The 26,191-nt window shown below is 57.6% G+C and carries 25 protein-coding genes; 12 read left to right on the forward strand and 13 right to left on the reverse strand.

What is annotated here, in order from left to right; translation table 11 throughout:
* The first annotated feature begins 4 nt into the window (after positions 1-4).
* The 3 genes from ABNH18_RS07805 (at position 5) to ABNH18_RS07815 (ending at position 3,419) form a co-directional block, all read left to right on the forward strand.
* Entirely contained in the window at positions 5-1,603 is a 1,599-nt protein-coding gene (locus ABNH18_RS07805) for an FAD-dependent oxidoreductase (protein ID WP_349382277.1), read from the forward strand.
* Positions 1,604-1,760: 157 nt separating this feature from the next.
* Positions 1,761-2,918, forward strand: a complete 1,158-nt coding sequence (locus ABNH18_RS07810) for an iron-containing alcohol dehydrogenase (protein ID WP_349382278.1) — start codon at positions 1,761-1,763, stop codon at positions 2,916-2,918.
* A 66-nt stretch (positions 2,919-2,984) separates the two neighbouring features.
* Positions 2,985-3,419 carry an acyl-CoA thioesterase gene (locus ABNH18_RS07815; protein ID WP_349382279.1) on the forward strand — a complete coding sequence of 145 codons (435 nt, stop codon included), beginning with the start codon at positions 2,985-2,987 and terminating at the stop codon, positions 3,417-3,419.
* 256 nt (positions 3,420-3,675) lie between these two features.
* Here the strand turns inward: ABNH18_RS07815 and ABNH18_RS07820 are convergent, their stop codons facing one another.
* The 9 genes from ABNH18_RS07820 to ABNH18_RS07860 form a co-directional block, all read right to left on the reverse strand.
* Positions 3,676-4,665, reverse strand: a complete 990-nt coding sequence (locus ABNH18_RS07820) for an AgmX/PglI C-terminal domain-containing protein (protein WP_349382280.1) — start codon at positions 4,663-4,665, stop codon at positions 3,676-3,678.
* Entirely contained in the window at positions 4,662-5,162 is a 501-nt protein-coding gene (locus ABNH18_RS07825) for an ExbD/TolR family protein (RefSeq protein WP_349382281.1), read from the reverse strand. Before ABNH18_RS07825 ends, ABNH18_RS07820 begins: the two co-directional genes overlap by 4 nt.
* Positions 5,159-5,698 (reverse strand): ExbD/TolR family protein, encoded by a 540-nt coding sequence (locus ABNH18_RS07830; protein WP_349382282.1) that lies wholly within the window; start codon positions 5,696-5,698, stop codon positions 5,159-5,161. The genes ABNH18_RS07825 and ABNH18_RS07830 overlap by 4 nt, the downstream gene beginning before the upstream one ends.
* A 41-nt stretch (positions 5,699-5,739) precedes the next feature.
* Positions 5,740-6,432 carry a MotA/TolQ/ExbB proton channel family protein gene (locus ABNH18_RS07835; RefSeq protein ID WP_007151030.1) on the reverse strand — a complete coding sequence of 231 codons (693 nt, stop codon included), beginning with the start codon at positions 6,430-6,432 and terminating at the stop codon, positions 5,740-5,742.
* A 148-nt stretch (positions 6,433-6,580) separates the two neighbouring features.
* Positions 6,581-6,868 (reverse strand): hypothetical protein, encoded by a 288-nt coding sequence (locus ABNH18_RS07840; RefSeq protein WP_349382283.1) that lies wholly within the window; start codon positions 6,866-6,868, stop codon positions 6,581-6,583.
* The gene (locus tag ABNH18_RS07845; protein ID WP_349382284.1) at positions 6,868-7,569 is read right to left on the reverse strand and encodes a tetratricopeptide repeat protein; all 702 of its coding nucleotides are present in this window, start codon (positions 7,567-7,569) and stop codon (positions 6,868-6,870) included. The genes ABNH18_RS07840 and ABNH18_RS07845 overlap by 1 nt, the downstream gene beginning before the upstream one ends.
* 43 nt (positions 7,570-7,612) lie before the next feature.
* Positions 7,613-10,561 (reverse strand): tetratricopeptide repeat protein, encoded by a 2,949-nt coding sequence (locus ABNH18_RS07850; RefSeq protein WP_349382285.1) that lies wholly within the window; start codon positions 10,559-10,561, stop codon positions 7,613-7,615.
* A complete protein-coding gene (locus tag ABNH18_RS07855; protein WP_349382286.1) occupies positions 10,558-12,474 on the reverse strand; it encodes a tetratricopeptide repeat protein in 1,917 nt (638 codons plus the stop codon). Before ABNH18_RS07855 ends, ABNH18_RS07850 begins: the two co-directional genes overlap by 4 nt.
* Positions 12,471-12,989: a hypothetical protein gene (locus tag ABNH18_RS07860; protein WP_349382287.1), complete on the reverse strand. Its 519-nt coding sequence runs from the start codon at positions 12,987-12,989 to the stop codon at positions 12,471-12,473. Before ABNH18_RS07860 ends, ABNH18_RS07855 begins: the two co-directional genes overlap by 4 nt.
* Positions 12,990-13,140: 151 nt before the next feature.
* On the opposite strand from ABNH18_RS07860, the gene ABNH18_RS07865 reads away from it, so the two are divergent.
* Positions 13,141-14,019 carry a fructosamine kinase family protein gene (locus ABNH18_RS07865; protein ID WP_349382288.1) on the forward strand — a complete coding sequence of 293 codons (879 nt, stop codon included), beginning with the start codon at positions 13,141-13,143 and terminating at the stop codon, positions 14,017-14,019.
* Between the two features lie 35 nt (positions 14,020-14,054).
* Positions 14,055-15,182: a 4-phosphoerythronate dehydrogenase gene (locus ABNH18_RS07870; RefSeq protein WP_349382289.1), complete on the forward strand. Its 1,128-nt coding sequence runs from the start codon at positions 14,055-14,057 to the stop codon at positions 15,180-15,182.
* Here ABNH18_RS07870 and ABNH18_RS07875 read toward each other — a convergent pair.
* Positions 15,145-15,318, reverse strand: coding sequence for a PA1571 family protein (locus tag ABNH18_RS07875; RefSeq protein WP_349382290.1), 174 nt, complete (start codon positions 15,316-15,318; stop codon positions 15,145-15,147). The genes ABNH18_RS07870 and ABNH18_RS07875 overlap by 38 nt on opposite strands.
* A 92-nt stretch (positions 15,319-15,410) precedes the next feature.
* Between ABNH18_RS07875 and ABNH18_RS07880 the strand changes: the two genes are divergently transcribed.
* Positions 15,411-16,550, forward strand: coding sequence for an ATP-NAD kinase family protein (locus tag ABNH18_RS07880; protein WP_349382291.1), 1,140 nt, complete (start codon positions 15,411-15,413; stop codon positions 16,548-16,550).
* A gap of 152 nt (positions 16,551-16,702) precedes the next feature.
* Here the strand turns inward: ABNH18_RS07880 and htpX are convergent, their stop codons facing one another.
* Positions 16,703-17,599, reverse strand: coding sequence for a protease HtpX (htpX, locus tag ABNH18_RS07885; protein WP_349382292.1), 897 nt, complete (start codon positions 17,597-17,599; stop codon positions 16,703-16,705).
* A gap of 114 nt (positions 17,600-17,713) precedes the next feature.
* Here htpX and ABNH18_RS07890 point away from each other — a divergent pair, with 114 nt between their 5' ends.
* Positions 17,714-18,670 (forward strand): class I SAM-dependent methyltransferase, encoded by a 957-nt coding sequence (locus ABNH18_RS07890; RefSeq protein WP_349382293.1) that lies wholly within the window; start codon positions 17,714-17,716, stop codon positions 18,668-18,670.
* A gap of 32 nt (positions 18,671-18,702) precedes the next feature.
* On the opposite strand, the gene ABNH18_RS07895 is transcribed toward ABNH18_RS07890, so the two are convergent.
* Together ABNH18_RS07895 and ABNH18_RS07900 are read right to left on the reverse strand one after the other, a co-directional pair.
* Positions 18,703-19,182, reverse strand: coding sequence for a hypothetical protein (locus ABNH18_RS07895; protein WP_349382294.1), 480 nt, complete (start codon positions 19,180-19,182; stop codon positions 18,703-18,705).
* A gap of 249 nt (positions 19,183-19,431) precedes the next feature.
* Positions 19,432-20,661 (reverse strand): pyridoxal phosphate-dependent aminotransferase, encoded by a 1,230-nt coding sequence (locus ABNH18_RS07900; protein WP_349382295.1) that lies wholly within the window; start codon positions 20,659-20,661, stop codon positions 19,432-19,434.
* Between the two features lie 121 nt (positions 20,662-20,782).
* On the opposite strand from ABNH18_RS07900, the gene ABNH18_RS07905 reads away from it, so the two are divergent.
* The 5 genes from ABNH18_RS07905 to djlA all read left to right on the forward strand — a co-directional run bounded on the left by ABNH18_RS07905 (position 20,783) and on the right by djlA (position 26,175).
* The gene (locus ABNH18_RS07905) at positions 20,783-21,451 is read left to right on the forward strand and encodes a DNA-3-methyladenine glycosylase I (protein ID WP_349382296.1); all 669 of its coding nucleotides are present in this window, start codon (positions 20,783-20,785) and stop codon (positions 21,449-21,451) included.
* 122 nt (positions 21,452-21,573) lie between these two features.
* The gene (locus tag ABNH18_RS07910; protein ID WP_349382297.1) at positions 21,574-23,490 is read left to right on the forward strand and encodes an FTR1 family protein; all 1,917 of its coding nucleotides are present in this window, start codon (positions 21,574-21,576) and stop codon (positions 23,488-23,490) included.
* A 140-nt stretch (positions 23,491-23,630) separates the two neighbouring features.
* Entirely contained in the window at positions 23,631-24,545 is a 915-nt protein-coding gene (locus tag ABNH18_RS07915; RefSeq protein ID WP_349382298.1) for an NAD(P)-dependent oxidoreductase, read from the forward strand.
* A complete protein-coding gene (gene hyi, locus ABNH18_RS07920; RefSeq protein ID WP_349382299.1) occupies positions 24,545-25,333 on the forward strand; it encodes a hydroxypyruvate isomerase in 789 nt (262 codons plus the stop codon). The genes ABNH18_RS07915 and hyi overlap by 1 nt, the downstream gene beginning before the upstream one ends.
* Entirely contained in the window at positions 25,333-26,175 is an 843-nt protein-coding gene (djlA, locus tag ABNH18_RS07925; protein WP_349382300.1) for a co-chaperone DjlA, read from the forward strand. The genes hyi and djlA overlap by 1 nt, the downstream gene beginning before the upstream one ends.
* The last annotated feature ends 16 nt before the right edge of the window (positions 26,176-26,191 follow it).

Raw genomic sequence — 26,191 nt, forward strand, 5'->3', positions numbered from 1 at the left:
AATAATGGCGTTTGTACGAATACCCCGGGACGGGGTGCCGGTCACTCAAGCAAAAGATATGGCCCTGGATGCCAGTCTGGGCAAGCGATTCACACTGAAAACCGATGTGGTGGTGGTGGGCTCCGGTGCAGCCGGCGCCATGGTGGCTTATGAAATGGCCAAGGCCGGCCGCGATGTACTGGTGCTGGAATCCGGGCGGTATTACCCCAGCTCGGAATTTACCGAGCATCTGGGCGATACCATGACCAAGATCTACCAGGATCAGGTGGGCCAGGTGAACACCACCGCGGATATCATTTTTGTCCAGGGTGCCTGCGTGGGCGGCTCCACCGTTATTGGTGCCTGCGTCATGGAGAAGCCCGGTGATGACGTGCTGGATGGTTGGGCCAGCAAGTACGGGCTGGACAATTTGTCTGCGGAAAAATTTAAGCCCTACCTGGATACGGTGGCCGATCAACTACAGATTCATATCAACGAAGCTCATGAAATCAATGCCTGCGCCCACAAGGTGATTCAGGGTTGTGAGAAGATGCAGTTCTCCTGGAAACCGGCGCAGCGTAATGTGAAGCAATGTGCGCTCACCGGGCATTGTCTGGCGGGATGCCCGTCGGACCGCAAAATGAGTTCCCTGGTGACCCATCTTCCCTGGGCAGCGGCCCACGGCGCGCGCATTTTCTCAGATACGGAAGTGGTAAAAGTCCGAACTCGAAATGGTCGGGCCAGTGGGGTGGAAGCCCGCGTGACCGACCCGGATAGCGGCGCCCATGTGGCAGACATGCAGGTGGATGCGGACCTGGTCGTGTTGGCGGCGGGGGCGATTCACAGCCCGCTGATCATGCAGCGAAGTGAGATCAAAGATCGCAGTGGGCAACTGGGCCGTAATTTGTCTATCCAGCCATTTACTCAGGTGATGGGAAAATTCAAGGAACCGCTTTACGGTTTTCGTGGTGCCCTGGTGGGCGTGCAGGTAGATGAGTTTACCCGTACTGACGGCTACACCATTTTTTCGGGCCTAGCCGAGCCAGAATCCTTGATGGCACAAGGGGATATGAAAGCCGGCAAAGCGCATATCGATTTCATGAAGGACTACAAGTACTACGCTGGGGTGAACGCTTTCAGTACTGACCAGGGTCGTGGCTATGTGCAGTGGGACGGTGATGCCTATACGGGTGGCAAGACTATTCACTGGAATCCCAATCGTGAAGAGTTTGAAAACATGAAAGCCTCAGCGGCGCTGGCTGCGCGAATCTTTTTTTCCGGTGGCGCCGAGAAAGTGTTCATGCCCACCTTCCAAAGCCTGGAAGTGGATTCCGTCTTCAGTCTCGATGAGAAACTGGCGGAAGTGAATTATGGCATCAAGGGCATGTACACCTTCCGCTCAAACAGCTTCAGCCCTCATGGTACATGTCGTATGGGCGCTGACAGCTATGATTCCGTGGTGGCGCCCAATGGGGAAGTCCATGGCACTGCCGGGCTGTTTGTAGCGGATGCGAGCCTGATTCCCGAGCCCATGAGTGCGCCGCCGCAGTGGACGGTGCAGGCGCTGGCCAAGTATGTCAGTGACCAGATCAACGCCAAGGCGAGCAGTTATTTTATCGGCTGATCGGGTCCATCACGACGACACAGAACGCGCCTTCGGGCGCGTTTTTTATGAATAAACAGAAATACTGTTGGCGTAAAACCTGCGGGGATTGGCGCCATTGCCCATCGCCACCTGTGCTAGCATAAAATTACATTCCAAATTTCGATGGAGAGACACCATGGTGGGGTTTGAATTTGCCACCACGCACCGCGTGCTGGTGGAAGCCGGTGCCGCAGCCCGGCTGCCTGAATTGTGTCAACAGCTGGGTGCCAGTCGGGTCATGCTGGTCACCGATCCCGGTATTCGCAGCACTCCTTTGCTGGGGCCGGTGGAAGAGAGCTTTCGCCGCGCGAACATGCCGTTGGCGATTTTCGACAAGGTGAGTGCGGACCCGGCCGACTCGGTCGTGCTGGATGCAGCCGCCCAGGCCAAGGACGCCGGAGCAGACCTGGTGATTGGTTTTGGCGGTGGCTCGTCCATGGATGTGGCCAAGCTGGTTGCCTTGTTGTCTCATCCCAAGGCCAACCAGCAATTGTCGGATATCTACGGCGTTGGCCTGGCGACGGGCCCACGCTTGCCACTGGTGCAGGTACCCACGACCGCGGGCACAGGCTCTGAAGTTACCTCGGTGGCGATTGTGACCACCGGGGCAACCACCAAGGCCGGTGTTGTGGCGCCGTCATTGCTGCCGGATTTGGCGGTGCTGGATGCGGAACTCACCCTCGGCCTGCCGCCTCATGTGACGGCCGCCACCGGTGTGGATGCCATGGTGCACGCCATCGAAGCGTATACCAGTGCGCACAAGAAAAATCCGTATTCCGACATGCTGGCCCGCGAAGCGCTTCGCTTGTTGGGGGGTAACCTGGCCACGGCGGTGAAAGAGGGCAGCAATCTGGTTGCCCGTGAAGCCTGTCTGTTGGGCGCAATGATGGCGGGGCAGGCGTTTGCTAATGCCCCGGTAGCGGCTGTTCATGCGCTGGCTTATCCTCTGGGAGGGCATTTTCACATCCCCCATGGCTTGAGCAACTCTCTGGTGTTGCCTGAAGTGCTGCGTTTTAATTTGCCCAAGGCGGCGCCGCTCTATGCTGAATTGGCGCCGATTCTCAGTGACCGCCCCTTTGCTGACCATGAAGATGGCGCCGGAGTATTGGTCGCGGCGCTGGAGTCGCTGATCCGTGAGGTAGGCCTGCCGGTACGCCTGCGCGATGCAGGGGTCACCGAGGACAGTCTGGAAACGCTGGCCTCGGATGCCATGCTGCAGCAACGACTGCTGGTGAATAACCCCCGTGAAGTGACGGAGGCGGATGCCCTGAATATTTATAAGACAGTTTATTGATTCAAGAGACGCAACACGTGATATGCAGCACGCGACACGGGCTGTGGCCTTCTGGGGATAACACGAATGAGTGACAAGCAAAGCCGCCCTCTGCGTGAGGAATACGGCTATCTCTGCTCGGTGGATAGCCGCTGGAGTGATAACGATATCTACGGCCACATCAACAACGTGGTGTATTACAGTTATTTTGATTCCACCATCAACCGGTACCTGGTCGACGAAGGCGGACTGGATATCCACGAAGGAGAGCACATCGCCTATGTGGTCAGCTCCGGTTGTGACTACCTGGAAGCCGCAGCCTATCCGGAATCGCTGGTGGTGGGGATGAAGGTGGATAAGTTGGGGAACAGCTCAGTACGCTATGGCCTGGCCCTATTCGGCAGTGACGGACCTGCCAAGGCCACGGGCTTTGTTGTGCATGTGTTTGTGAGCCGAGCGACAGGGCGGCCTGTGGCGATTCCCGATGCTCTGCGCGAAGCGTTAGCGCGATTGGCACAATAGTGCGTTATCGTTGCGTTGTCTGAAAGAAGCGATAGGCAAGAACAGCTTGTTCATGTAGGTCGACTTAGGCGTAGCCGTAAGCCGACAATAAGCCGTTTGCGTTGCTTTGCGTGCCGGATGTCGGATTACGCCTTTCAGGCTCTCTGTGCCCTTGGGTAAATGCGACCTACATGGCGATGATAGAAAAAAGGCGGAAATGGGTGTTAGTCCATTTCCGCCTTTTTCGTGTTGCATACGGCGTGTTGCGTGCCGCTTCTTAGTTGGGGAAGAAGTTCAGCTTGTAATCGCCTTTCCAGGTTTCCACATTCATGGCGCCGAAGTTCATTTTTCGGGCCACCAACAGGATCCGCCGTTCAAGCTTGTCGTCACCCAGCTGGCTGGACTTAATCTTCACGTTCAGCACGTCACCACTGGGAGCGATGGTCAGGGCAAGTACCACGGTACCTTGCAGGGCAGGATTGCTGCGTAATGCCCGCTGATACTGGCTGTTGAACTTGCCTGCATAGCGGTCGAATACGCGGCGTAATTGCTCCTGGGTACGGCGACTCTTGCCGTCGCTGCCTTTGCGTGAGGTGCTAGCGGCTTCACCGGCCTGGGCAATCTTGCTGTCCACTTGTTTGCCGCCACTGCCCACGGTGCCGGAGGATAGCGTACCGCCGCCACCGCCGCCGCTGGATGCACGCGCTACCGCCACGCCGCCGGAACCGCTGCCGGCCCGGGTGCCGATCAAGTCACGCTCAGCCTTGGCAGTGGTGCTGCCGCCGGTTCGCAGGTCGCTGCCAGAGTTCACCAATGGGCCGATGTCGTCCAGCCCGGCTAGGGAATCCCCTAGGTCCTCTTCCAGCTTGGCCTGTGCTTTTTCACGGGCCTGCTCGCGCTCCTGAGGTTCCGGTACCGGTTTGGGCTTGGGCTCGGGTTTTGGCTCAGGCTTGGGATCCGATTTGGGTTCCTCTTTCTTGGGATCTTCCTTTTTTTCTTCCGGCTCGGGTTCCGGTTCTGGCTCCGGCGGTGGTGGTTCCTTTTTCTTCTCCATGACCAGTTGCGCAAGACGCTCCGGAATTTTTTGCTGCTCACGGCGGTCCGGCTTCTCGATGGTCACCGCATTCACCATGATCATAATCAGCAGAGAAAGAATCAGCAGAACGACCACGATGCCATAGAGGCGTCGGTCTTCCCCCTCCTGTTTGTCCCAAGGCAGCGACCCGTCGATGAGTATGCGCAGCTTGTTATTGTTTTTCTGCGTCATTCCTCTTCCTCCTCTGCGACTTTCAGCACAGCGAAGGCGACTTGTGTGTACGGGGTTTCCATACAGCTACGCATCAGCTTCTTGATCACCGAGTAGGGCACCGAGCGATCTGCGAGAATCATGATTTCCCGGTCTTCGTCCGGGCTGATCGCCAGCCCCTGTGAGGCACGGAAGTTCAATTCTTCCACCAGGGAGGCGACAGTGCGCTCTTCCTGGTTTCTTACCGACTCGGTATCGGCGATTTTCTGCCCTTCAACAATGATGTCCATGGGGCTTACCTGAATGGTCAGCACCTCGGTGGGCAATTCCTGGGCAATGGATTCCGGTAACTGGATATCCTGATTGTCAGGCAACTTGGCCGCATTGTTGTTATTCACCAGCAGAAAGATCAGCAGAATGGTGAAAATGTCCATCAACGATGTCAGGTTCAGCGTGGCAACGGCCTTGTGCTTACCGTGGTGCCGGGCCATACGCCGGGCGCGGGATGACTTCTTCATGCATCACCTCCTTGGCCGGCGTTGTTGGCGCTTTGATCCTTGGGGGCTGAGCCGATGCTGATGCTCGGGAACAGCTCTTTCTTGATGGTTTGGCCGTTGACCTCGCTGTTGTACAGACGCACAGCGTCCATGGTCTGGATCATCACCTCGTAGGGGGTGTCATCCTCGCACAGCAGGGTAATGGCGGTTTCCTGGGGAAACTTTTCTTTTACTTGCACAAGATAGTCGTGCAGGCCGGTGCTATTGGGTTTCTCGCCATCGCTTTTCACAATTTTGAGTACCGCGCTGGTATTACGGTCGACCACTTCATAGCGGTTGCCATAAATCAGCACTTCAAGCACCAGCTTGTCTTTTTCGTCGTCTTCCGAGGGCGTACTGCTGTCATTCACCGCGGGCAGGTCGAGCTGCAGGATGGATACCTGCGCGAAGACCGCGTTGATCAGCAGAAAGGGAATCAGCACTACCATCAAATTCAAAAAGGCAGTGATGTTCAGTTCCACCTCGGTGTCGTGCGAACGTCGTCTGCGAAAACGCATACCAGATCCTTACACCAGGTTAGCGAAAACAAGAAATCGGCTTATTGGCCGTCGTTCTTGCGCTCTTGCTGGGCAGAAACCTGGCGGAATACGTTAACGAATTTCACCGAGGCCATTTCCATGCTGTCGACCAGTTTGCCGGTCATGGAATTGATAAAGGCAAAAGCCAATAGCATCGGGATCGCTGCGATAAGGCCGAACGCGGTGGTGTTCATGGCCACAGAGATAGAGGCTGACAGCAGATCGGCTTTCTGGGCCGGGTCGGCACTGGCAACCGCGGTAAACGCGCTGATCAGGCCCAGAATGGTACCGAGCAGGCCGAGCAGGGTGGCAATGTTCGCAAAAGTAGCGATATAGGGCGTGCGGGTTTCCAGACGCGGGATGATTTCCATCAGGCCTTCTTCCATGGCCAGCTCGATATCATCGTGGCGTTTGGCGGATTTGGCCCGCTCCAGACCATAGCCAATCACCTTGGCCATACCGGTGTTACTGTTGCTGACTACGTCCAGTGCCTGGCGGAACTGGCCTTTGGCAATCAGTGGGTAAACGTCTTTCCAGGTCTTCTGGTTTTTTGCCTTGGTGGCCTGGAGATAGATGATGCGCTCCAGAGACAGGGCCAGACCCAGTGCCAATACAATCAGAATGGGGTACATGAAGAACCCGCCGTCCTGAATAAATTTGATAGAGGTCTCAATGACACCCAGGTTTTGGGCGGCAGCGGCGGTGGTGGGCATGAACTTCTCCTGCGATGTTTCTGTTTAGCGTTATTGTTGGGCGCCGCGACGTTTGGCTGATGTGAACGTGCTGGCGCCTTTCCCCAAAGTGTTCGTTTTTATCAGAAAAAAAGCGTGTACGCACGCTAATGCTATTTACCGTCTTTATTTAATCCAGAAAGAGGCCGTCATTGTCCGGTTCCTGGGTCAGCAACTGGTGGTACTCAATTTCACGCATCAGTACTTCCTGGTCCAGAGGCTCAAGCACCCGATTGAGTAGTGATGACGTGGGATCTTTCTTTTCCAGTTTTACTTCTCGGTCTTTCCAGGGCACCACGTTCAGTACCGTAGGCGCTTCCTGGGTGCCGATCACGTTGGTAGAGGGTTCGCTTGAATCATCGGCTGCATGGCTGGTAGTGGCCAGCAGCAGTGCAACAAGGGTCAACAGGCTTCGCATCAGTTCATCTCCCCGGGGTTAAGGGTAGAGCCGTTCTCGGCCACCGGTTGGCTGGGCTGTTCCGGCGCACGACGTTCCAGATCGACAATCCAGTTGGCTACGTTTTCGTCCGGCAGTTTTTGCAGGTTCTGATAGGCACGAAAATGATTGAGCGCCAGGTTCATATCCTGCAGGTAGAGCTCACCGAGTACGGCCAAGTTGAAATGGGCACGGGCATACTTGGGGTCGAGCACCAAGGCGCGTTCATAATGAATGCGGGCCTTATCGAACTCGCCTTGCTCGCGAAGAGCCAGGGCAAGCCCATTGTGGGCATAGGGGTTGGCATCATTGATGGACAAGGACTGCTCAAAGGCCGCCTGAGCTTTTTCGTAGTCCTCCAGCTCCATCTGTATCAGGCCGATGTTGAGTTGTGGGCCGGACAGCTGCGGATAGCGTTCCGCCAGGGACTGGAACATGACCAGTGCCTGTTTGTTGTTGCCTGCCATCCGGGTTTGCAGGGCGCGGGCGTATTCGCCCATGGCCTGCTGTGCGATCTTTTCTACTTTCGGGTCGTGGGGCACTGGTGGAATATGCACGGCATCGCTGCTGGCCGCCGAGCCGCCACTTTTTTGCTGCTCATATTTACTGGTATGGCCTTCAGCGATGCCGTCCAGTCCGCCACCTTGGTTGGTGGCACAGCCAGCGAATAGCAGTACAAGCAAGAGGCAAGTGCCACGTGTTGCGTGCTGCGTGTTACGTGTTGCGTTAATAGATAATGTCGACATGGCTCTCAACCTGTTCAAACTTCGCATAACGGCCGGGAATCAGCTCTGCTAACGCGGTAAAGCTCTTTTTCACCCACTGATCATAGATGTCATCGGTGACCAGGTTGGCATTGGCGATAAGAATATCGATGGCCTGATCCTCGTAGGGGAAGGCCTTGTCTTCAAGCAGCATGGTGTACTCCTCAAGCTCCAGCTCATCCATACCGGTGGGGCGCTCTGAATTGATCAGGTCATTGGCCAGCACGCGGTACATCTCGCCAATTTTGTAGTTGGCTGCGGTGGCGTATTCGGCGACGCCGATCTGGGCAATGGCCTGGTAATCCGCCAGGGCTTTTTTCATCACCGTGGTCTTGGCTGCCAGGGAGGTTTTCAGCGGCTGCTCAAGCTTGATGCGATTGAACTCCTGAAAGTTCGGTTCCGCCAGGGTGAAACTGGCGTAGGCGGCCAGCCAGGCGACGCGGTCGTCGGCATTGTTGCCGGCATCCTGGTAGCTGGTGACCAGCTGCTTCAACCAGTAGGTTTCCTGTTCGCTGTTGGCAGTTTTTCGGTTTAGCTCGACCAGCCGGAACTGCGCTTCAGAGCGGAAGTCGTAGGGCTGCGGCCACTCCTGCAAGTACTGCTCGTAGAGTGCGATGGACGCCTGCGGCTTCTCGGCCCGGTCTTGCATTTCTGCTGCGCGCCACATGGCCTGGCGGGCCAATTCATCGTTTTCGCCTTTATGGTTGGCGGCAATCAGGGTTAGCTCGCCTGCGGCGGCGGTGTAGTTGCCTTGCTGTTCGTAGGCCACTGCCAGTTTGTCCGGGATGGTATCGGTGAGCGGGTCATTCGGGTAACGCTGACGGAAGGCTTCCAGTACCGGAATGGCATCGGCGCTACGCTGTTGCTGAATGAACAGGGTGGCGGCGTCAAACTCGGCATTTTTGCGCACGGCTGCTTCGGGTACGGCTTGGCCAACGCGCAGGAAGGTGGCTGCTGCCACATCCAGGCTGCCTTGGTCCCGTTGCTGTTCGCCCTGGCGATAGATGCTGAGTGCCAGTTTTTCGCGGTATTCGGCGAGCTGTTCCGGCGGTATTTGTTCTTGTAGCAGCAGTTTATTGTAGGCCATCTCGGACACTTTGAAGCGGCCCAGATCGAATTCACCGTTGGCGATGGTGGCCCAGCCGTAACGGAGCATTTCCGGTGCAGGGGCGGGGTCGCGGTTGACCAGAATGCCGGCGGTTTTTACTGCGCCTTCCACGTCACCCAGGGCCAGCTGGTCCTCGGCGGTGTTGTGCAAGACGTTGGCGGCTTGCGGGTGTTGCGGGAAGCGTTGACCAAACTTCTGGGCGCTGGCGATTTTCTGTTGGCGCCACAGGGTTTCCTGTTCAGGCTCCAACTCGCTATCGAGTACTTTTTGGTAGGCAACCAGACCGGAGAAGGCAGCGTCGCCACTGGTAGTATATTCCGGGTAGCCATAGGCGGTACGTTCGAATTCGCTGATTGCTGCCGGATAGTCATTGGCGGCGAACAGCACATCCGCGTAGCGATGGTTCACGTCACCTTGGTTGGTGCTGACGGGCGGCGTATCCAAGTATTCCTTATACCAGCGTGCCGGTGCCTGGTAATCCGCAGGCTTGCCGCTTTTTTGGGCGAGCACGTGCTGATATTCAGCCAGATCGAGGATGTGCCCCTTGAGCAGGCCCACATATTGCTGGCGGATATCCGGGTGGCGATTCCAGTACTCGCTATTCACCCCATAATGGTCGATGAATTTTTCTTTAGCGGGCAGTACCAGGGTCGGGAAGCCACCTTTCTGGTAAGACTCGATCTGCAAGGTAGAGAATTCCGGCGCCAGGCGAGAATCCGGATAGACCTGAACGAACATGTCGTAGGTTTCCGCCGCATCGCGAAAGCGTTCCTGGTTTAGGTAAACGTCACCCAGGTTGCGGTAAATATCCGGCTCGTAATCCCGGTTACCGTTGCGGGAAAACCACGTTTTGACGGACTTGGCGCCGTTCAGATTACTGAAACTAAGGCTGACAACCCGTTGGGTATCGCCGAACAGTTTGCTTTCCATGCTGGTGTTGTCTGCCAGAACAGACTGGCCATTGAGGTTGTCCAGCAGGGTAAAGAAGCTGTCCTGGGCGCGTTCGTATTCGCCCAGTTTGTAGTAACTCCAGCCGTGTTTGTACAGCGCCTGGTTATAGAACTCGTTGCGCTCGCCCCGTTCAATGACATCAGCGTAGGCTTTTTCCGCGTATTCGTAATCACCTTCGGAGAATAGCATTTCGCCGCGGCGGAACTGGGATTCCAGTGCCCATTCGCTGTTGGGGTATTGCTCTACCAGGGAATCCAGGCTGCTGCGGGCCTTGTCCAGGTCCCCATCCATGGCGTAGGCCTTGGAGAGCAAATAGTAGGCTTCCGCACGTTCGTTGGCATTGTTGGTGCTGTTGAGAAGCTCCTGATACAGCTGGATCGCCGTGCTGTAGTCCACATCCTCGTCGGTAAGCGTGGGGGACATGGTGCCTGCCAAGTCCAGCAGGGCCAGTTTTCGCTCGGTGTCGTCGGTGGTATTCACCTGGGACATCGTGTTGTCGTAGACGAGCTGGTCGACTTTTTGCTCCAGCTGTTCGTCTTCCTGCTGGGCAATCTGCATGTCCTGCTCAGTGGCTGAGGACAACGCCAGATCGGCCATCCGTCGCAGGGTTTTGGCCCGGCGCTGCGGATCATCGAACAGTTCAGCTGCCTGACGGTAGCTGTTCAGGGCATCCTGGGTGGACGCGCTTTCCAGTTGCTGCTCTTCAATGACAATGTCTGTGCTTTCCAGGTCCGCCAGGGTAGTTCCCCCGAAACGGGCCTGTTGCTCCAGGGTGCCACTTGGCGGTGCGGATGCGCAGCCCCCCAAGGCCACCATCGCTGCAGCCAGACTGTGCAGGCGAAATCGGTTCACGATCCTTTCCTCTGGTTTTTCTCACCGGAAACAGACGAGTCCTGCAGGCGGGCAATGGCCAGGTGTGCTTCGGCCAACTGGTCCGCCAGCTTTTGCTGGTTGGTGTGCAGCAGGGCGAGGGCGTCGGCCTGCATGTTTTGCTCCAGGGCCAGCAGGGTGTCTTCTGTCAGGTGTTTTATTTGTTGTATTTTCTGGTCTTGTGCCGCGAGGCGTTGCCCTACGTCGTCACGGGTGCGCAGGGTGGCGTCACGGATTTGCTGGCTTATCGCCGCAATGCGTTGTGACAGTACCTGGCTTCCTTCACGTAATTGGGTAGTAGCTTGCACTTGTTGCTCACGTTGTTCCACCGACTGGTGGGCAATATCCCAAAGTAACAGGCCGCGAACCCGCCGCAGGCGAATGGCATTGTCGTGGTCGGAACCTGGGATACGCCCGAACTGATGGGCCAGGGCGTCGACTTTTTTCCACATGATGGCCTGTTCCGCGGTGGCCACGTCGGCGGGTTTTTCCATGTCCACGTCGTTGGGAATCCGGTTAGCTAATGTGTCACTGGCGAGACTGAGGGTTTCCTGCCTGCTCATCAAGCCGGTGACCTGTCCGCGCACATGCGGCAGGTTGCGGTTCAGCGTATCACGTTGTTGCTGGTAGCTCTGCTGCAAGGCGGGCAATGACTGCTGCCAGTGCTCCACCATGGTTTTGATCTGCTGGATTTGTCGGTAATGCTCAAAACGTTGGGCGAAATGATTACTGGAAAACAGCTTGTACAAGTAAGACAGCTCGCCGCCTTTGGCCATGTCATTGGTGTTGGCCGGGAGCATGCCGGCGGCGTTTTCGTCATCTGGCAGCAAGGCTTCAGACCAGCCGGGTTTGGCGATGTTGTCGATGGCGCGTTGAATGTCCTTGAGCGCCTCGCGGTATTGAGTGGCCGCATACTGGTAGCCAGACAAGGCCTGGGGCAGGCCGCCTAGCTCTTCGTAGGCACGGGGCGCCAGCATCAGGGCTTCCTGCACGGACGGGTGGCTACTGTTGCGGCGCACGGCTTCCAGCCACAGGGGCAGGGCACGCTTTACGTCGCCTGCACGGTAGTTCGCCAGGCCCAGGGCGAGTAGGGCATCTTCGGAAAAAGGTCCGTCGCTGCGCACCTGGCGCAGATCGGAACGGGCGTTTTCCAGTTTGCCGTCTTTCAGCTCTGTCAGGCCAGATGCCAGCGCAGCTCGGTCGCGCAGTGCCAGCGCTTGTTGGCTGCTGCCTCCGGCAGATAAAAGCGATTTGAGCAACTGAAGCCCTTGGTTCTGGTGGCCAGCCCGGATTAGTGCTACGCCCATGTTGTAGCTGGCGTAACGGCCTTCGTCAGTGTTGAGGGGCACAGAGTGGAGATAGTCCAGTGCGCCAGTGAAGTCGCCTTCGGCCATGAAGATATTGGCCAGCATCAGTCGGCGGCGGGCTTCGTTCGCGGGTTCCAACCCTTCCACATTCTTGCCATCGAGGATCATGACGGCATCGGTATGGTTGCCTTCACGGTAGTGCAGGGCAGCCTTGTGGAGCCACGTTTGGGCGCGGGTACGGCTGAGGATATCCTTGGCCAGTAGCCGGTTAAAAATGACTTCGGCTTTACCCGGCAGGCCGTAGGTGACATAGAGGTCCCCGAGGACCAACTCGGCGTAATCGGTGTTTTCGTTGAATACCTGCTGCTGTTGGTTGGTCAGCAGCAGGTTGATGGCGTCAAAGTTGTCCTCGCGATAGTAGTCATACATGACTTCACCGAACGCCAGGTAACGATGCTCCTCTTCGCCAAGGGTCTGTGGGCCGGTGTCTATCTCATCAAAGAATTCGACCTTTGCGGCCTGGGCCGGCGATAGATTGAAGGCAAGCAGCGCATATAACAGCCACCCTTTCATCCTGGGGTGTGTCATTGCTGATTCCATTCACGGAATTCGAATTTGTGCTGCTGGCTGTTTAGGTCATCGACCACCTGCATTTCCACCATTTTTCGGCCGGGGCCCTTGGTGAAGTCGTAGCGAGTGGTTTTCTGGTAGTCCTTGCCGAGAGGGTCGTAGCCGGTAATGGTGGCTTCCATGACGTGGCGGCCACTGGTCAGGTTACCGGTATACAAGCGTTGAATACCGCCCTTGGTGAGCGCCTCGAACTCCTGATCGGAGTAGAAGTGATAGCCAACGTGGTCACCGTCGATGGTCAAATTGATATCTACCAGACGAATCGGTGTGCCCACGTCGACGGAGACAAAAATGCTGGTTTGGGGGCTGGCGTAAAGTAACTCCTGTTCCAGCAGGGTGAGATCCCGGTTCAGGTTGAGGGCTTCGCTCTTGAGTTGGCGAATTTGCTCGGAGAGACCATCATCGTCAGCCGCACCGGCAATGGAACACAGGCTCACTAACACGGCGCCGCAGAAGGGCAAAAATGCTTTCATGGGGTGGCGATCGCTTCTTTTGTTGTTATGGGCCGGCAACGCGGCATTCTTTAGTGCTTAGTTGTAATCAGAAGAACGGCTTAAATCAAGGGTAACCATCGGTCATGATTGGCCCTTAGCACCACTGGCGGAGGCCTCTATAGTCAAGTTTATGGATAGCAATGATACGAATTTGCCACTAGTGCTGAGCCGGGCGCTGTCTGACAAGGGCTGGAACCTGCAGGTGCAATATCAGCCCGGCGCGGGAGGGGATACCGCCAGTAGCGGTTTGCTGTCCCATTCGCGGGGTCGCTGTTTTGTTAAAATACACCCGGATTCGGCGCTGCTGGCGGCGGAAGAGATGGGGTTGCAGTTACTGGCGCAGTGGCTGCCGGTACCTCGGGTGCAGGGCCGGTTTACCGACGACACGGGCGGGGTGTTGTTTCTTGAACCCCTGACGCTGGAGCCATTAGGTCTGGACGGCTGGGAGGCCGCCGGTAAGGCGCTGGCAAGATTGCACTCTCAGGCGACTCACGCCGTTTATGGCGGTGTGGCGGATAATTTTATCGGCGGCATGCCCCAGCATAATGCGGACGACAGCAACTGGCCCCGTTTTTTTGCCCGTCAGCGGCTGCACCCACAGTTGCAGTGGGCGCAGCAGAAGGGGCTACCTCCGCAAGTCTGCCGAGCGGTGCGCCGGGTGATTGAACATCTGCCGCGCTGGTTGCCGCAGCAACCTGCCAGTGTGTTGCTGCATGGTGATCTTTGGATCGGGAATCTGGGGCAGGTTGGTGGTGGAGCGCCGGTGTTCTTTGATCCAGCCTGTTACTATGGCGACCCGCAGGTGGACCTGGCCATGCTTAACCTGTTCGGCCGACCGCCCCAAGCGTTTTATGATGGTTATCAAGGGCATTTGCCGACGCCGGAGCAACGGGCACGATGGCCGGTGTATGACCTGTATCACTGGCTGAATCACTTCAACCTGTTTGGCCATTCCTATTTCTCGGCCGTGAACGATACGGCCGCAATACTCTGCCGGGAGCTGGAATAGCCTGCTCCACGACTGATGTTGATCCAAGGATATCGATGCACATTATTGCCGATGCCAATATGCCGGGCCTGGAGCCCTTTGAGGACTTTGCTACCGTTGAGCGAGTGGACGGCCGCACCCTGACCCGGGAGCAGCTGGGCGAAGCCGAAATCCTGCTGGTGCGGTCCGTCACCCGCGTCGATGCCACCTTGCTGGCCGGTTCACGGGTGCGCTTCGTGGGCTCTGCCACCATCGGGACAGATCACGTGGATCTGGCTTATCTGGCGCAAGCGGATATCGAGTTTGCTCATGCGCCGGGCTGTAACGCCCGCGCGGTGGCGGAATATGTGCTGCAGGCGGTGTTGTTACTGTGCGCCGCCCAGGGCCGCAGCCCACAGGAAAGCCGTGTGGCGGTGGTGGGCCTGGGCAATGTGGGGCGTCGTGTGGCGGATTGGCTGGACGCACTGGGCATGACGGTGCAGGGCTGTGACCCTCTGCTGGAGCGAGCCGGTTACGCGGGGCCGGTGCCGCTGGCGCCGCTGGATCAGCTGCTCCAGGCGGATATCATCACCTTGCATGTGCCGCTGACCCAGACGGGCGATGACGCCACCCGGCATTTGCTGGATGCGGACCGGCTCTCCCGGCTGGGGCCTGAGCAGATGCTGATCAATACCTGCCGTGGGCCGGTGATCGACAATGAGGCATTGTCGCAGCAGCTTACCGACGACACAGGGCCGTTAACGGTGCTGGATGTATGGGAAACCGAACCGACGGTGCCGCCGACACTGTATCAACAGGTCCTGATGGGATCCCCGCACATTGCCGGTTACAGCCTGGAAGGCAAACTCAAAGGAACCCGCATGCTCTACGACGCGGTGTGCGAATGGTCTGGCAGGGAAGCGGTGACAGAAAGCGGTGGGGCAGATGCCTCGGTGCTACGCCAGCCAGTGACAAGTAATGAGGACCTGTTGGCGTTACTGCAAACGGCCTATCGGCTGAAAGACGATTACCGGCGGCTGGGTGACAGCTTGAATGAGGCTGCGCCTGATGCGGCGTTTGATCGCCTGCGCAAACAGTATCCGGTCCGTCATGAATTGCACCACTGGCAGCACGACGGGCCTGTGGCGGACGCCTGGACGGCTGTGGTTAGCCGACTTTTTGAGCCCGATGGTGTTGCGCGGTAGGGTATTGCCACTGATCTTCCAGGTGCTCACAGGCGCGTTGGATCATGTCTTCGGTAATGGGGATTTCCCTGCCGTCGTCATCAATGATGGCTGCGCCATGGAAAGGCGATGCTGAAGAAGTATTGTTCAGGTTCATGTGTCATCCCTGCCTGTGCAGTTGGCCTTTAAATTTACTTAGCGACTGTCAGTGACAGCAACGCCATTTTTGTATCTGGATATGACCCTTTTATGAAAGTCGATCAAGGTCTTTGTCTCGGTGTGTTGGTCAACCCTTATGCCGGGCTCGGTGGCAGCGTGGCCCTGAAGGGGAGCGACGGGGTGCAAACCCGTGATGAAGCCCTGCGTCGCGGGGCTGAGCCCCAGGCACCCGCCCGAATGAGCCGGGCACTGAAAGCACTGTCCACCGTCTCCAATGTGACTGTTTTGACTTGGGGCGGTGATATGGGCGAGAACAGTTGCCGAGCAGCGAATGTGCCCTGCACCGTGATTGGCGAGTCGCCCATGCCTAGCAACCCGGATGACACCCGTGCCGCTGCTGCCGCCTTGAAAGCGGCGGGGGCCGAGCTGATCCTGTTTGCCGGGGGCGATGGCACCGCCCGGGATCTGGTGGATGCCATTGGCCTCGGTACGCCCGTGTTGGGCGTGCCGGCTGGCTGCAAGATGCATTCTGCCGTGTATGCGGTGAACCCTGAGGCAGCGGGAAGCTTGCTGGCGGAACTGGCCGGCGGCGGTTTGGTGGCGCTGGAAAGTGCCGAAGTGCGTGATATCGACGAAGCCGCGTTTCGTGAGGGTGTGGTTAAGGCTCGTCACTATGGGGAACTGCAAGTACCGGCAGAGGCCCGTTACCTGCAACAGGTAAAATGCGGCGGCCGGGAAGTCGAAGACCTGGTGATTACCGAAGTGGCGGCCTGGGTGGCGGATAGCCTGGAGGACGACACTTGGTACTTGATGGGATCTGGTTCCACGGTGGCCGTGGTGATGGAGCAGTTGGGGCTGGAGAATACGCTGCTGGGCGTGGATCTGGTTCGCAATGGTGAAGTGGTTGCTGCCGATCTGGGGGCGCAACAGTTACTGGAGCGCATAGGCGATGAGCCTGCCAACGCGGTGGTTACTGTGATTGGCGGCCAGGGGCATCTGTTTGGCCGCGGCAACCAGCAATTCAGCCCTGCACTGATTCGACGTCTGGGTAAGGAGAATATTCAGATACTGGCTACCCGTACAAAACTGGAAACGCTGGAGGGGCGGCCCTTGCTGGTGGACAGTGGTGATCCGGATCTGGACAAGCAGCTGTGTGGCTTATGGCCGGTGACTACCGGGTATGAGGATCAGATTCTTTACCGAGTGAGCACAGAAGCTGTTGACGCTTGAGAAAGGGTTAAGAGCGGATAATTGAGGCCTGTGCCAATGGACCGGGTTATCAACTGACAATAAAGAGGCCGCGCCCATGGCCATGAGCGCGGCCTCTTTCGTCTTGGTTTTAGTGAACGTCAGGTGCGAACTCCCCGCATTCAATCGACCCATTACCCGTGGCGCTTTTCCTGTAGTGCCGCGATGCGGTCATCCAGGGGCGGGTGCGAGGAAAACAGGGCTTTCAGGCCTTGTTTGACGCCGGAGTTGATGCCGAAAGCTACCAGGGTGTCGGGCATCTGGTTGGGCACCTTGGACTCGGCTTTCAGGCGCTGCAGCGCAGAAATCATGTCACGGCGGTCAGCCAGTTGGGCCCCGGCCACATCGGCCCGATATTCCCGGAAGCGGGAGAACTTCATCACGATGGTGCTGGCGGCAATGCCGAAAATAATTTCCGCCACGATCACCACAATGTAATAACCAAAGCCCAGGCCGCCGCCACCGTCGCGGCGCAGGAAGCTGTCGATCACATAGCCCACCACGCGGGCGGCGAATATCACAAAGGTATTTACCACGCCCTGAATCAGGCTGAGGGTGACCATGTCGCCGTTGGCCACATGGCCGATTTCGTGGGCCAACACCGCGCGAACTTCCTCGGGGCGGAAACGGCTCAGCAGCCCTTGGGAAACCGCCACCAGCGCATCATTCTTGTTCCAGCCGGTCGCAAACGCATTGGATTGCTGGGCCGGGAAAATAGCCACTTCCGGCATTTTGATGCCAGCCTTGTCCGACAGCTCTTTCACCGTATCGAGTAACCAGCGTTCCGCCTGGTTGCCGGGTTCCTTGATGATCTTAGCCTTGGTGGACCATTTGGCCATGGGCTTGGAGATCAGCAGGGATATCAATGAACCGGCGAAACCGAATACGGCGCTGAAAATAAGCAGGCTGGTCAGGTCCAGGCCGCCGCCGCTCTGCGCGAAATAGCTGTTAACGCCCAGCAGACTAAGGGTAATGCTGGCGACCACAATAACCGCCAGGTTAGTGAGCAGATAAAGCGCGATGCGCATCATCGTGGGTTGTCTCCATCAGATAGGTAATCATTTATTGGGGGCGGGGCGAAAGGGTTCAAGGCTTGGGCTATAATTAGCGCTTATCTGCCTCTCTTTCTGCCTGTATTGATCCCTATGCTTTCGTCCTCCTTGTCAGACCTGCTTTCCCCATACCTGGTTCCTTCGTCCCAGACAAAACTTCGCCTTTTTCATGGCCGCGGCAAAACCGTGCCACCGCTGGAATGGCTGACAGTGGACTGTTTCCCGCCAATGTTGGTGGCAACGCTGTTCCGGCCTCAGGACGACGCGGTGTTAGCGGCATTGGAAGCCTGCCTCCGTGAGGCGCTCACTGGGTTGGGCTGTGATGTGCTGGTGTTTCAGCACCGTTACGACGGTAAGAGCGATCATGCAGTGGTGTGTGGTGCATTACCCCAGACGCCGGTGGCGACTGAGCAGGGGCTCGATTACAAACTGGATTTCCAGCGTGGTCAGAATCTGGGCTTCTTTGCGGATATGGCACAAGGGCGGTGTTGGGTGCGTGAGCGCGCCGAGGGGAAAAAGGTTCTTAACCTGTTTAGCTTTACCTGCAGTTTTTCTGTGGCGGCACTGGCAGGCGGGGCGCAGTCCGTGGTCAATATCGACTTATCCGATGCCGCGCTGACGTTGGGCAAGCAGAATCACGCTCTAAACGGTTTCCAGGACGCCCGCGTGCACTATCTGCCGCACAACATTTTCCGTAGTTGGAAAAAGCTCCAGAACCTGGGGCCGTATGACCTCATCATCGTTGACCCGCCCAGTGCTCAGAAGGGCAGCTTTATGGCGCCAAGGGATTACCCGAAAACCTTGCGTAAGCTGCATAAACTATTGGCGCCGGAGGCAGAGTTGCTTATCTGTCTTAATGCGCCCTGGCTAGATTACGCCTGGTTGCAGCAGTGCGTGGCGGAGAACCTGTCTGGTGCTGTGCTGCAGTCTGCTCTGCCGGGTGCCAACGGGTTTGATGAAGCAGGAGAGCCTGCCTTGAAAACGCTGCATTATCGTTATGAGCGGCCAGTGGCGCCGGAGCCATCAAAGGAATGCGGGCAGGGGAGGTAGCCGGTATCACGAAGGGTTTGGCGTGGCCCTGTTTACTGGGCACCGATCGTTGCGAACTCTTCTTTGTTCACTGGCTGTGGGCTGCGTGACAGGAAATAGCGCACCAGTGCGGTGGTGTGTACGGAATCCTGGGCACGTATCGCCTGAATAATCTGCTCGGCAAGCGTGGCCTTTTCCAGCTGTACGGTGGCGGGTAGCTGTGGGTCAGTTTCTTCGAAACGCAGATCGCTGAGCGCGGTGAGCAGCACAAAGGCGCGATTACTTAAAACCGCTTGTTCGAGGCCTTCCTGAAAAATCGTCGCCTGGTAACGCAGGTAGCCTTCATCGGCCAACCACAGCATGGCGCCCAGACAGCTCATGTGGCGAGTGCTGTACAGCCCCACATCATCGACCTCGGTGGGGCCGATAATATCTTCCACGTACAGAGCGCCCGGGCGCGGAAAGCTCATGTAGCACTGCATCAGAATGCGGGCCACGTCGTGGGTGAAATCATCGATATGTAGGTGGGACATAGGCAGCTCTTTAATGTGGCAGGCGCGTGGCTGGCGGTGCGATGAGAAACAGTTGAAAGTGTAAAGTTTAAAGTTGAAGCGCGAGGCAAAAGCTGTGATTTTTGCTCAGGGTTTGGCTCTCCGAGCTCACAGTACTTGAATTGCAGGCACGGTATGAAAATGATGATCCCGTGCCGCGCTTTTGAACTTTCAACTTGGAACTTTTAACTCAATACATCGCATTGCCCGCGATGCTCCGGCGGGCAGTTTTTATTTTTTGCGGGCCCGGTCCAGGTAGCGGGCAATCCGGCCGATGGAATCTTCCAGATCATCCGGGCGGGGCAGGAACACCACGCGGAAGTGATCCGGGTCCGGCCAGTTAAAAGCGGTGCCCTGAACGATCAGCACTTTTTCTTCGCGGAGCAGGTCCAGTGCAAAGGCTTCATCGTCTTCAAACGGGAACACCTTCGGGTCCAGTTTGGGGAACAGGTACAGTGCTGATTTGGGTTTCACGCAGCTGACGCCGGGAATCGAGTCGAGCATTTCCCAGGCCAAGTCTCGTTGGCGCCCCAGGCGTCCGGTGGGCAGCACCAGATCCCCGATGCTCTGGTAGCCGCCCAGAGCAGTCTGGATGGCATGCTGGCTGGGTACGTTGGCGCACAGGCGCATGCTGGCCAACATATCCAGCCCTTCGATATAGCTTTGCGCACGATGCTTGGCGCCGGAAATCACCATCCAGCCGGCACGGAAACCGGCGGCGCGGTAGTTTTTGGACAGGCCGTTAAAGGTGATGAACAGTACATCGTCAGCCATGGAGGCAATAGATGTGTGCTCTTCACCGTCGTAGAGAATCTTGTCGTAGATTTCATCAGCGAACACGATCAGGTTGTTTTCGCGGGCGATCTGCAACAGCTCGCGCAACATGGCCGGCTCGTAGTTGGCACCAGTGGGGTTGTTCGGGTTGATGATCACCAGTGCCTTGGTGTTCTTGTTCACCTTGGCGCGAATATCTTCCAGAGACGGCTGCCAATCTTGCTGCTCATCGCACAAATAATGGACCGGGGTGCCGCTGGAAAGGCGTACCGAGGCGGTCCACAGCGGGTAGTCTGGAGCGGGCAGCAGTACTTCGTCGCCGCTGTTGAGTAGTGCCTGCATGGCCATGACAATCAGCTCGGACACCCCGTTGCCGATGATCACATCATCCACGGTGACGCCTTCAATGCCCTTGGTCTGGGTGTATTGCATTACAGCCTTCCGGGCCGGGAACAGGCCCTTGGAATGGCAATAACCGGTAGAATCCGCCAGATTGGCAACCACGTCCTGGAGCAACTCTTCCGGTGCTTCGAAACCGAACGGTGCCGGATTGCCGATATTGAGCTTGATGACGCGGTGGCCTTCGTCTTCCAACCGGTGCGCTTCACGGAGCACGGGACCGCGGATGTCGTAACATACGCCTTTGAGTTTGTCGGATTTGCTGACGTGGTATTGATCGCTTGTCATGAAGTTCCCGCAGGTCGACTCGTAGAGGGCAGGGAAGTGATTCTACAATGCGTCCTTTTCACTGTATATCCGACACTGTATTTCTGCCGCCTGCATACAAAGGCGCAAACCGGAGTAGAGCGTGACCCCATTCAAGGATTTACTGGCCCTGGCGGTGAACCGCAAAGGCTCGCTGAAGGCGGTGCAGTCACAGTTGCCCGCCGTGGCCGATGCACAGACCCTGCGCGGTCGTGACGATGCGTTTTATATGTCGGCGCTGACCCGGCGAATTTTTCGCGCCGGTTTGAAGCATTCCCTGGTGGATAACAAATGGCCGGCATTTGAGGAGTCTTTTTTTGGGTTCGACCCGGAAAAGCTGGTGCTGATGCCCGACACGATGCTCGATGAGCGCATGCAGGATACCCGCTTGATTCGCCACTGGGGCAAGATGAAGGCGATCCGCCATAACGCCCAGCTGGTGCTCGATCTAGCTGAAGAATACGGCAGCGTGGGGAATTGGCTGGCGGACTGGCCGGCAGACGACACCGTGGGCATGTGGCTGTTGCTGAAGAAGCGGGGCAAGCAGCTGGGCGGCAATTCCGGCGCCGCATTCCTGCGCATGGTGGGTCGCGATACCTGGTATCCCACTGGCGATGTGGTGGCCGCCCTGAAGGCGCAGAACATTATCGACAAGGCCCCGGCGAGTCAGCGGGACCAGAAAGCCGCTCAAGGGGCCTTTAATACCTGGCAGGCGGAAAGCGGTCGACCACAGGCACACATCAGCAAGGTATTGGCGTTTACGGTGGGCTGAAAATTACTGGTACCCTCGTGCTGTATTAGCCCCTTCTTTATTAAGAGTGGCGGTTTCCTTGATGCAGGCGGGAACATAAATGATAATGACTCGCCTTAATCTTCTGAACTAGGTTCATTCTTATGCCGCGCACTTTCCTGGCCCGACCATTTCTCGGGGCCCTGCTCGCGTTTTGTTGTTTTTCCCTGCCTGCCCATGCCGCCAATCAGACCGCCCTTGTCCAGCTGGTCGAGTATGTGGGAGCGGACTATATCAATGCCGTGGTGGATGGTGAGATTGTCAGCCCGGCAGAATATGCCGAAATGTCAGAATTCTCCGTGCTGTTGGCCGAAGGGGTGGCAGAACTGCCTGAGGCTGAAGGCAAGCTGATGTTGCAAACCCAAGCCAGTGACCTGCAACAAGCGGTGGCCGGCAAAGCGGCCGAGAGTGAGATCAAGGCTTTGGCGCAGTCTATCCGTGCGACCTTGGTGAGCGTGTACGGCATTCCTGTGTCACCCAAGCAGGCGCCGGATCAGGCACATGCAGCGGCGTTGTATCAGAGCCACTGTGCGGCCTGCCACGGTGCGCAGGGCAAGGGCGATGGCCCTGCCGGCGTGGCGCTGGAGCCAGCACCCACCGACTTTACCGAGGTGGGGCGCTATAACGGCCGTTCACTGCTGGGGCTGCACACCACCATCACCCAAGGGGTGGAAGGTACGGGGATGGCCGCCTATGGCGATACCCTGAGCGAAGAAGACCGCTGGGCGCTGGCATTTTATGTGGGTGCCAAGGCGGTTGAGGACGATGTGGCGCAAGAGGGTGAACAGGTTTTCACCACTGTACCGGGTATGAAAAGCGCACTGACGCTGGATACCCTTGTGGCCCAAGCGCCGGAAGATGTGCTCAAGGAGCAGGGGCCAAAAGCCTATGCGGCCTTAGGGTATTTGCGCCGCACCCCGGGGGCGCTCTTCAATAAGAACCGTTTTATTGCCTTGAGCCATGACAAGCTGAGCGACGCTGACAGTGCCTACCAGGCCGGCGACAAAGGCGCCGCCAAAGCGGCAGCATTGTCTGCTTATTTGGACGGTTTCGAAATGATTGAACAGCAGCTGGCCGCAGTGGACAGCGAGCTGATGCGCAGTGCCGAGGCGCGCTTCATGGCCGTACGCGAAGCCATCGACCGTGGCCGTGATGCCAGCGAAGTGACAGAAAAGGTGGCCGCAGCCCAACAGGGCCTGGCGCAAGCCGGCGACGCCTTGTCCGGTGATGGCCTGAGTCCGGCCGCGACCCTGTCTGCCAGCTTCTTTATCCTGTTCCGCGAAGGCTTGGAAGCCTTGCTGGTGGTGGCCGCATTGCTGACGTTTACCCGCAAGGCGAACGCCGCGAAAGCTACTCGTCATATTCACTACGGCTGGATTACGGCGCTAGTGGCCGGCGTGCTGACCTGGTACGTGGCCAACACGCTGATTACCTTCAGCGGGGCATCACGGGAAATGACCGAAGGCTTTGCCGGTGTCGTGGCCGCGCTGATTCTGTTTTACGTGGGCTTCTGGATGCATAGCAACAGCAATAGCCAGAAGTGGATGGGGTACATCAAGAGCAAGGTGGACAATGCCTTGGGCAGTGGCACCATTTGGGTGTTGGCGTTCGTGTCCTTTATTTCCGTGTACCGCGAAATTTTCGAGACCATCTTGTTCTATGAGGCACTGTTGAGCCAGGTGACGGCGACGACTCAGCCTTATCTTTTTTACGGTATGGGTGCGGCCATTTTGGCGCTGGCGGTGGTATGTTTCCTGTTCTTCCGCATTGGCATGCGCTTACCGCTGAGTCTGTTCTTCCGCGTGACCAGCATTGTTTTGCTGATCCTGTCGGTGATTCTGCTTGGCAACGGCATTGCCGCCCTGCAGGAAGCTGGGCTGATCAGTGCATTCTATCTGAACGTGCCCACCATCGAGTGGCTGGGTCTCTACCCGACCGTGCAAGGTGTGGTCGCACAATCAGTGGCGATTATCCTGGCCGTGGTTTTCTGGCTGCGTGGACGTCGCGGCCAGTCGGCCTGAGCACCAAGTTGCTCCGGGTGTCGTGTCCCGGATTGAAAGAGCCGCCTTCGGGCGGCTTTTTTGATTTCAGAGACTGCTGATGCCTACAGTCACCGGTGTGAATCGCGTAGACTTTTCGTTCCGTTCATTCAGGAAATGTCATGCCTCACATCAGCTTTCTCGGCATCGGCCTGATGGGTGCGCCCATGGTGGCGCGACTGCTGGATGCCGGTTTTTCCCTCACCCTCTGGAATCGTAGCCCTGAAAAGACGCAGCCGTTTGCTGGCCGGGCGCGGATTGCTACAACGCCTGCGCAAGCGGTGGCCGAAGCCGATGTGGTGATCACCATGCTGGAAGATGGCGCGGTGGTGGATCAGGTGTTGTACCAGCAGGAGACCATTGCCGGGCTGCGTCCGGGGACGCTGGTGATCGACATGAGCTCTATTGAGCCGGCAACCGCGCGCCGTCACGGCGAGCAGGTAGCGAAGCTGGGCGGTGGTTATCTGGATGCGCCAGTATCCGGTGGCACCCGCGGGGCGGAGGCTGGGACGCTGTCAATTATGGCGGGCGGTGGTGATGCGGATTTCGACCGGGCAGCCCCGGTTTTTCAGGCCCTGGGCAAGACGACGCACATTGGCCCGGTGGGCAGCGGTCAGCTGGCCAAACTGGCGAATCAGGCGATTGTCGGTATCACCATCGGTGCCGTTTCAGAAGCCCTGTTGCTGGCGGCCAAGGGCGGTGCGCGCCCGGAAAAAGTCCGTGAAGCCTTGCTGGGCGGCTTTGCGGGCAGCAAAATTCTTGAGCAGCATGGTGAGCGCATGCTGTCGCGGGATTTTGAACCCGGGGCTGCGGCGCGGATTCAGCTTAAGGATCTGCGCATGATTCTGGATGAGGCGCGGGCCGAAGGGCTGACCTTGCCCCTGAGCCAACGGGTGTTTGAGGAGTATCAAGCGCTGTTGGCCAGCGGCCATGGTGATGTGGACCACAGTGGTTTGTTGCTGGAGCTGGAAAGGCTCAACGGCGTGCGCTTGCCCACTGGCACGGGTGGCGCGACTTCTGATGAGGAGAGTGGGTAATGCCACGTTTTGCCGCCAACCTGTCCATGTTGTTCACCGAAATGCCATTTCCGGATCGTTTTGCCGCGGCGGCGGCTGCCGGCTTTAAGGGGGTGGAATACCTGTTCCCGTATGACTGGCCTGCTGACCAATTGGCGTCATTGCTGGCGGATAATGGGCTGACCCAGGTGCTATTCAATCTGCCGGCCGGTGACTGGGATGCTGGCGAGCGCGGTATTGCCTGCTTGCCGGATAGGGTGGAGGCCTTTCGTGAAGGCGTGTTCACCGCCATGGACTATGCCGAGGCGCTGGGCTGCGGGCAGGTAAATTGTCTGGCTGGCCTGAAACCGCAAGCCTTGCCGTCAGATGTGTCGTTCGAGACGTTGGTGGACAATCTGCGCTTTGCCGCGGATCTGTTCGCCGCCAAGGGGCTGACATTAACCCTGGAAGCGATCAATTCCCGGGTCGATATGCCCGGTTTTCTGGTCGATACCTCGGCCATGGCCATGGCGGTAATCGAAGCGGCAGGTCGCGATAATATCCGCCTGCAGTACGATCTTTATCATATGCAGATCATGGAAGGGGATTTGTGCCGTTCCCTTTCGAAACTTTGTCCCCATATAGGACATATTCAGTTTGCTGATAATCCGGGGCGCCATGAGCCGGGTAGCGGCGAAATTCATTTTGATACCGTGTTTGCTCATATCGACTCGCTGGACTATGCGGGCTGGGTGAGTGCGGAGTACCGGCCACAGGCCGACACGATAACCAGCCTGGGCTGGTTTAACGCAACCAAACAGGAACCGTGATGCAATTCAATTGGGGTGGAAAGATCATCCTTGGCCTGCTCGGCATGCTGGCGGGTGGGCCCATTGGCCTGGGTATCGGCGTGCTGATTGGGCACATGCTCGACAAGGGCGCCGAACGGGTACAGACCTTTAATCCGTTTCGGCCCTATGGACCGGGCGAACAATCGCAGGTCCAGTCGGCGCTATTCGATACCGCGTTTACGATCATGGGGCACTTGGCCAAGGCCGATGGCCGCGTCAGTGAGGACGAAATTGCCCAGGCCAGGGCGGTCATGGACCGCATGCAGCTCTCCGAGGAGCAACGCAAGCAGGCTGTCGCGCTGTTTAATCAGGGCAAGCAGGGTGATTTCCCGCTGGATGACGCGGTGGCCACGTTTGCGGCAACGGTGAAGCACCGCAAACAGCTGATTTTGGTATTGCTGGAAATTCTGCTGCAAACCGCGCTGGCCGACGGCGAACTGGACCCGGCCGAAGAAGCGATCCTGGTGCGAGTGGCAGAAGGGCTGGGCGTGCCGCGTGCCCAGTTCCAGCAGATTCTCAATATGCTGCTGGCCCAGGCGCAATTCTCCGGTGCCCGTGGTGGCTACTCCTATCAAGGTGGGCAGCAGGCTGCCGGGCCGTCACGGCCGTCACTGTCGCAGGCGTATCAGGTGCTGGGTATCACCGATAGCGCCAGCAATCAGGAAGTGAAGAAAACCTATCGCAAGCTGATGAGCCAACACCACCCGGACAAACTGGCCGCCAAAGGCGTGCCGGAGGAAATGATTCGCGTGGCAACGGAAAAAACCGCGGAAATCAGTAAAGCCTACGAGATGATCAAGGACCATCGCGGGTTTAAATAAACCGAAAGAAGACGCC

The organism is Alcanivorax sp., from assembly GCF_040118815.1.
Lineage (GTDB): Bacteria > Pseudomonadota > Gammaproteobacteria > Pseudomonadales > Alcanivoracaceae > Alcanivorax.

Bases quoted from the DNA above. Each gene is read 5' to 3' on its own strand.
- ABNH18_RS07820 (WP_349382280.1), bottom strand. From the start codon at position 4,665: ATGACGCAGAAAAACAATAACAAGCTGCGCATACTCATCGACGGGTCG.
- ABNH18_RS07910 (WP_349382297.1), top strand. From the start codon at position 21,574: ATGCCGCGCACTTTCCTGGCCCGACCATTTCTCGGGGCCCTGCTCGCG.
- hyi (WP_349382299.1), top strand. From the start codon at position 24,545: ATGCCACGTTTTGCCGCCAACCTGTCCATGTTGTTCACCGAAATGCCA.
- ABNH18_RS07805 (WP_349382277.1), top strand. From the start codon at position 5: ATGGCGTTTGTACGAATACCCCGGGACGGGGTGCCGGTCACTCAAGCA.
- htpX (WP_349382292.1), bottom strand. From the start codon at position 17,599: ATGATGCGCATCGCGCTTTATCTGCTCACTAACCTGGCGGTTATTGTG.
- ABNH18_RS07855 (WP_349382286.1), bottom strand. From the start codon at position 12,474: ATGACACACCCCAGGATGAAAGGGTGGCTGTTATATGCGCTGCTTGCC.
- ABNH18_RS07870 (WP_349382289.1), top strand. From the start codon at position 14,055: ATGCACATTATTGCCGATGCCAATATGCCGGGCCTGGAGCCCTTTGAG.
- ABNH18_RS07875 (WP_349382290.1), bottom strand. From the start codon at position 15,318: ATGAACCTGAACAATACTTCTTCAGCATCGCCTTTCCATGGCGCAGCC.
- ABNH18_RS07815 (WP_349382279.1), top strand. From the start codon at position 2,985: ATGAGTGACAAGCAAAGCCGCCCTCTGCGTGAGGAATACGGCTATCTC.
- ABNH18_RS07830 (WP_349382282.1), bottom strand. From the start codon at position 5,698: ATGCGTTTTCGCAGACGACGTTCGCACGACACCGAGGTGGAACTGAAC.
- ABNH18_RS07810 (WP_349382278.1), top strand. From the start codon at position 1,761: ATGGTGGGGTTTGAATTTGCCACCACGCACCGCGTGCTGGTGGAAGCC.
- djlA (WP_349382300.1), top strand. From the start codon at position 25,333: ATGCAATTCAATTGGGGTGGAAAGATCATCCTTGGCCTGCTCGGCATG.
- ABNH18_RS07825 (WP_349382281.1), bottom strand. From the start codon at position 5,162: ATGAAGAAGTCATCCCGCGCCCGGCGTATGGCCCGGCACCACGGTAAG.
- ABNH18_RS07840 (WP_349382283.1), bottom strand. From the start codon at position 6,868: ATGCGAAGCCTGTTGACCCTTGTTGCACTGCTGCTGGCCACTACCAGC.
- ABNH18_RS07835 (WP_007151030.1), bottom strand. From the start codon at position 6,432: ATGCCCACCACCGCCGCTGCCGCCCAAAACCTGGGTGTCATTGAGACC.
- ABNH18_RS07880 (WP_349382291.1), top strand. From the start codon at position 15,411: ATGAAAGTCGATCAAGGTCTTTGTCTCGGTGTGTTGGTCAACCCTTAT.
- ABNH18_RS07895 (WP_349382294.1), bottom strand. From the start codon at position 19,182: ATGTCCCACCTACATATCGATGATTTCACCCACGACGTGGCCCGCATT.
- ABNH18_RS07865 (WP_349382288.1), top strand. From the start codon at position 13,141: ATGGATAGCAATGATACGAATTTGCCACTAGTGCTGAGCCGGGCGCTG.
- ABNH18_RS07900 (WP_349382295.1), bottom strand. From the start codon at position 20,661: ATGACAAGCGATCAATACCACGTCAGCAAATCCGACAAACTCAAAGGC.
- ABNH18_RS07890 (WP_349382293.1), top strand. From the start codon at position 17,714: ATGCTTTCGTCCTCCTTGTCAGACCTGCTTTCCCCATACCTGGTTCCT.
- ABNH18_RS07915 (WP_349382298.1), top strand. From the start codon at position 23,631: ATGCCTCACATCAGCTTTCTCGGCATCGGCCTGATGGGTGCGCCCATG.
- ABNH18_RS07860 (WP_349382287.1), bottom strand. From the start codon at position 12,989: ATGAAAGCATTTTTGCCCTTCTGCGGCGCCGTGTTAGTGAGCCTGTGT.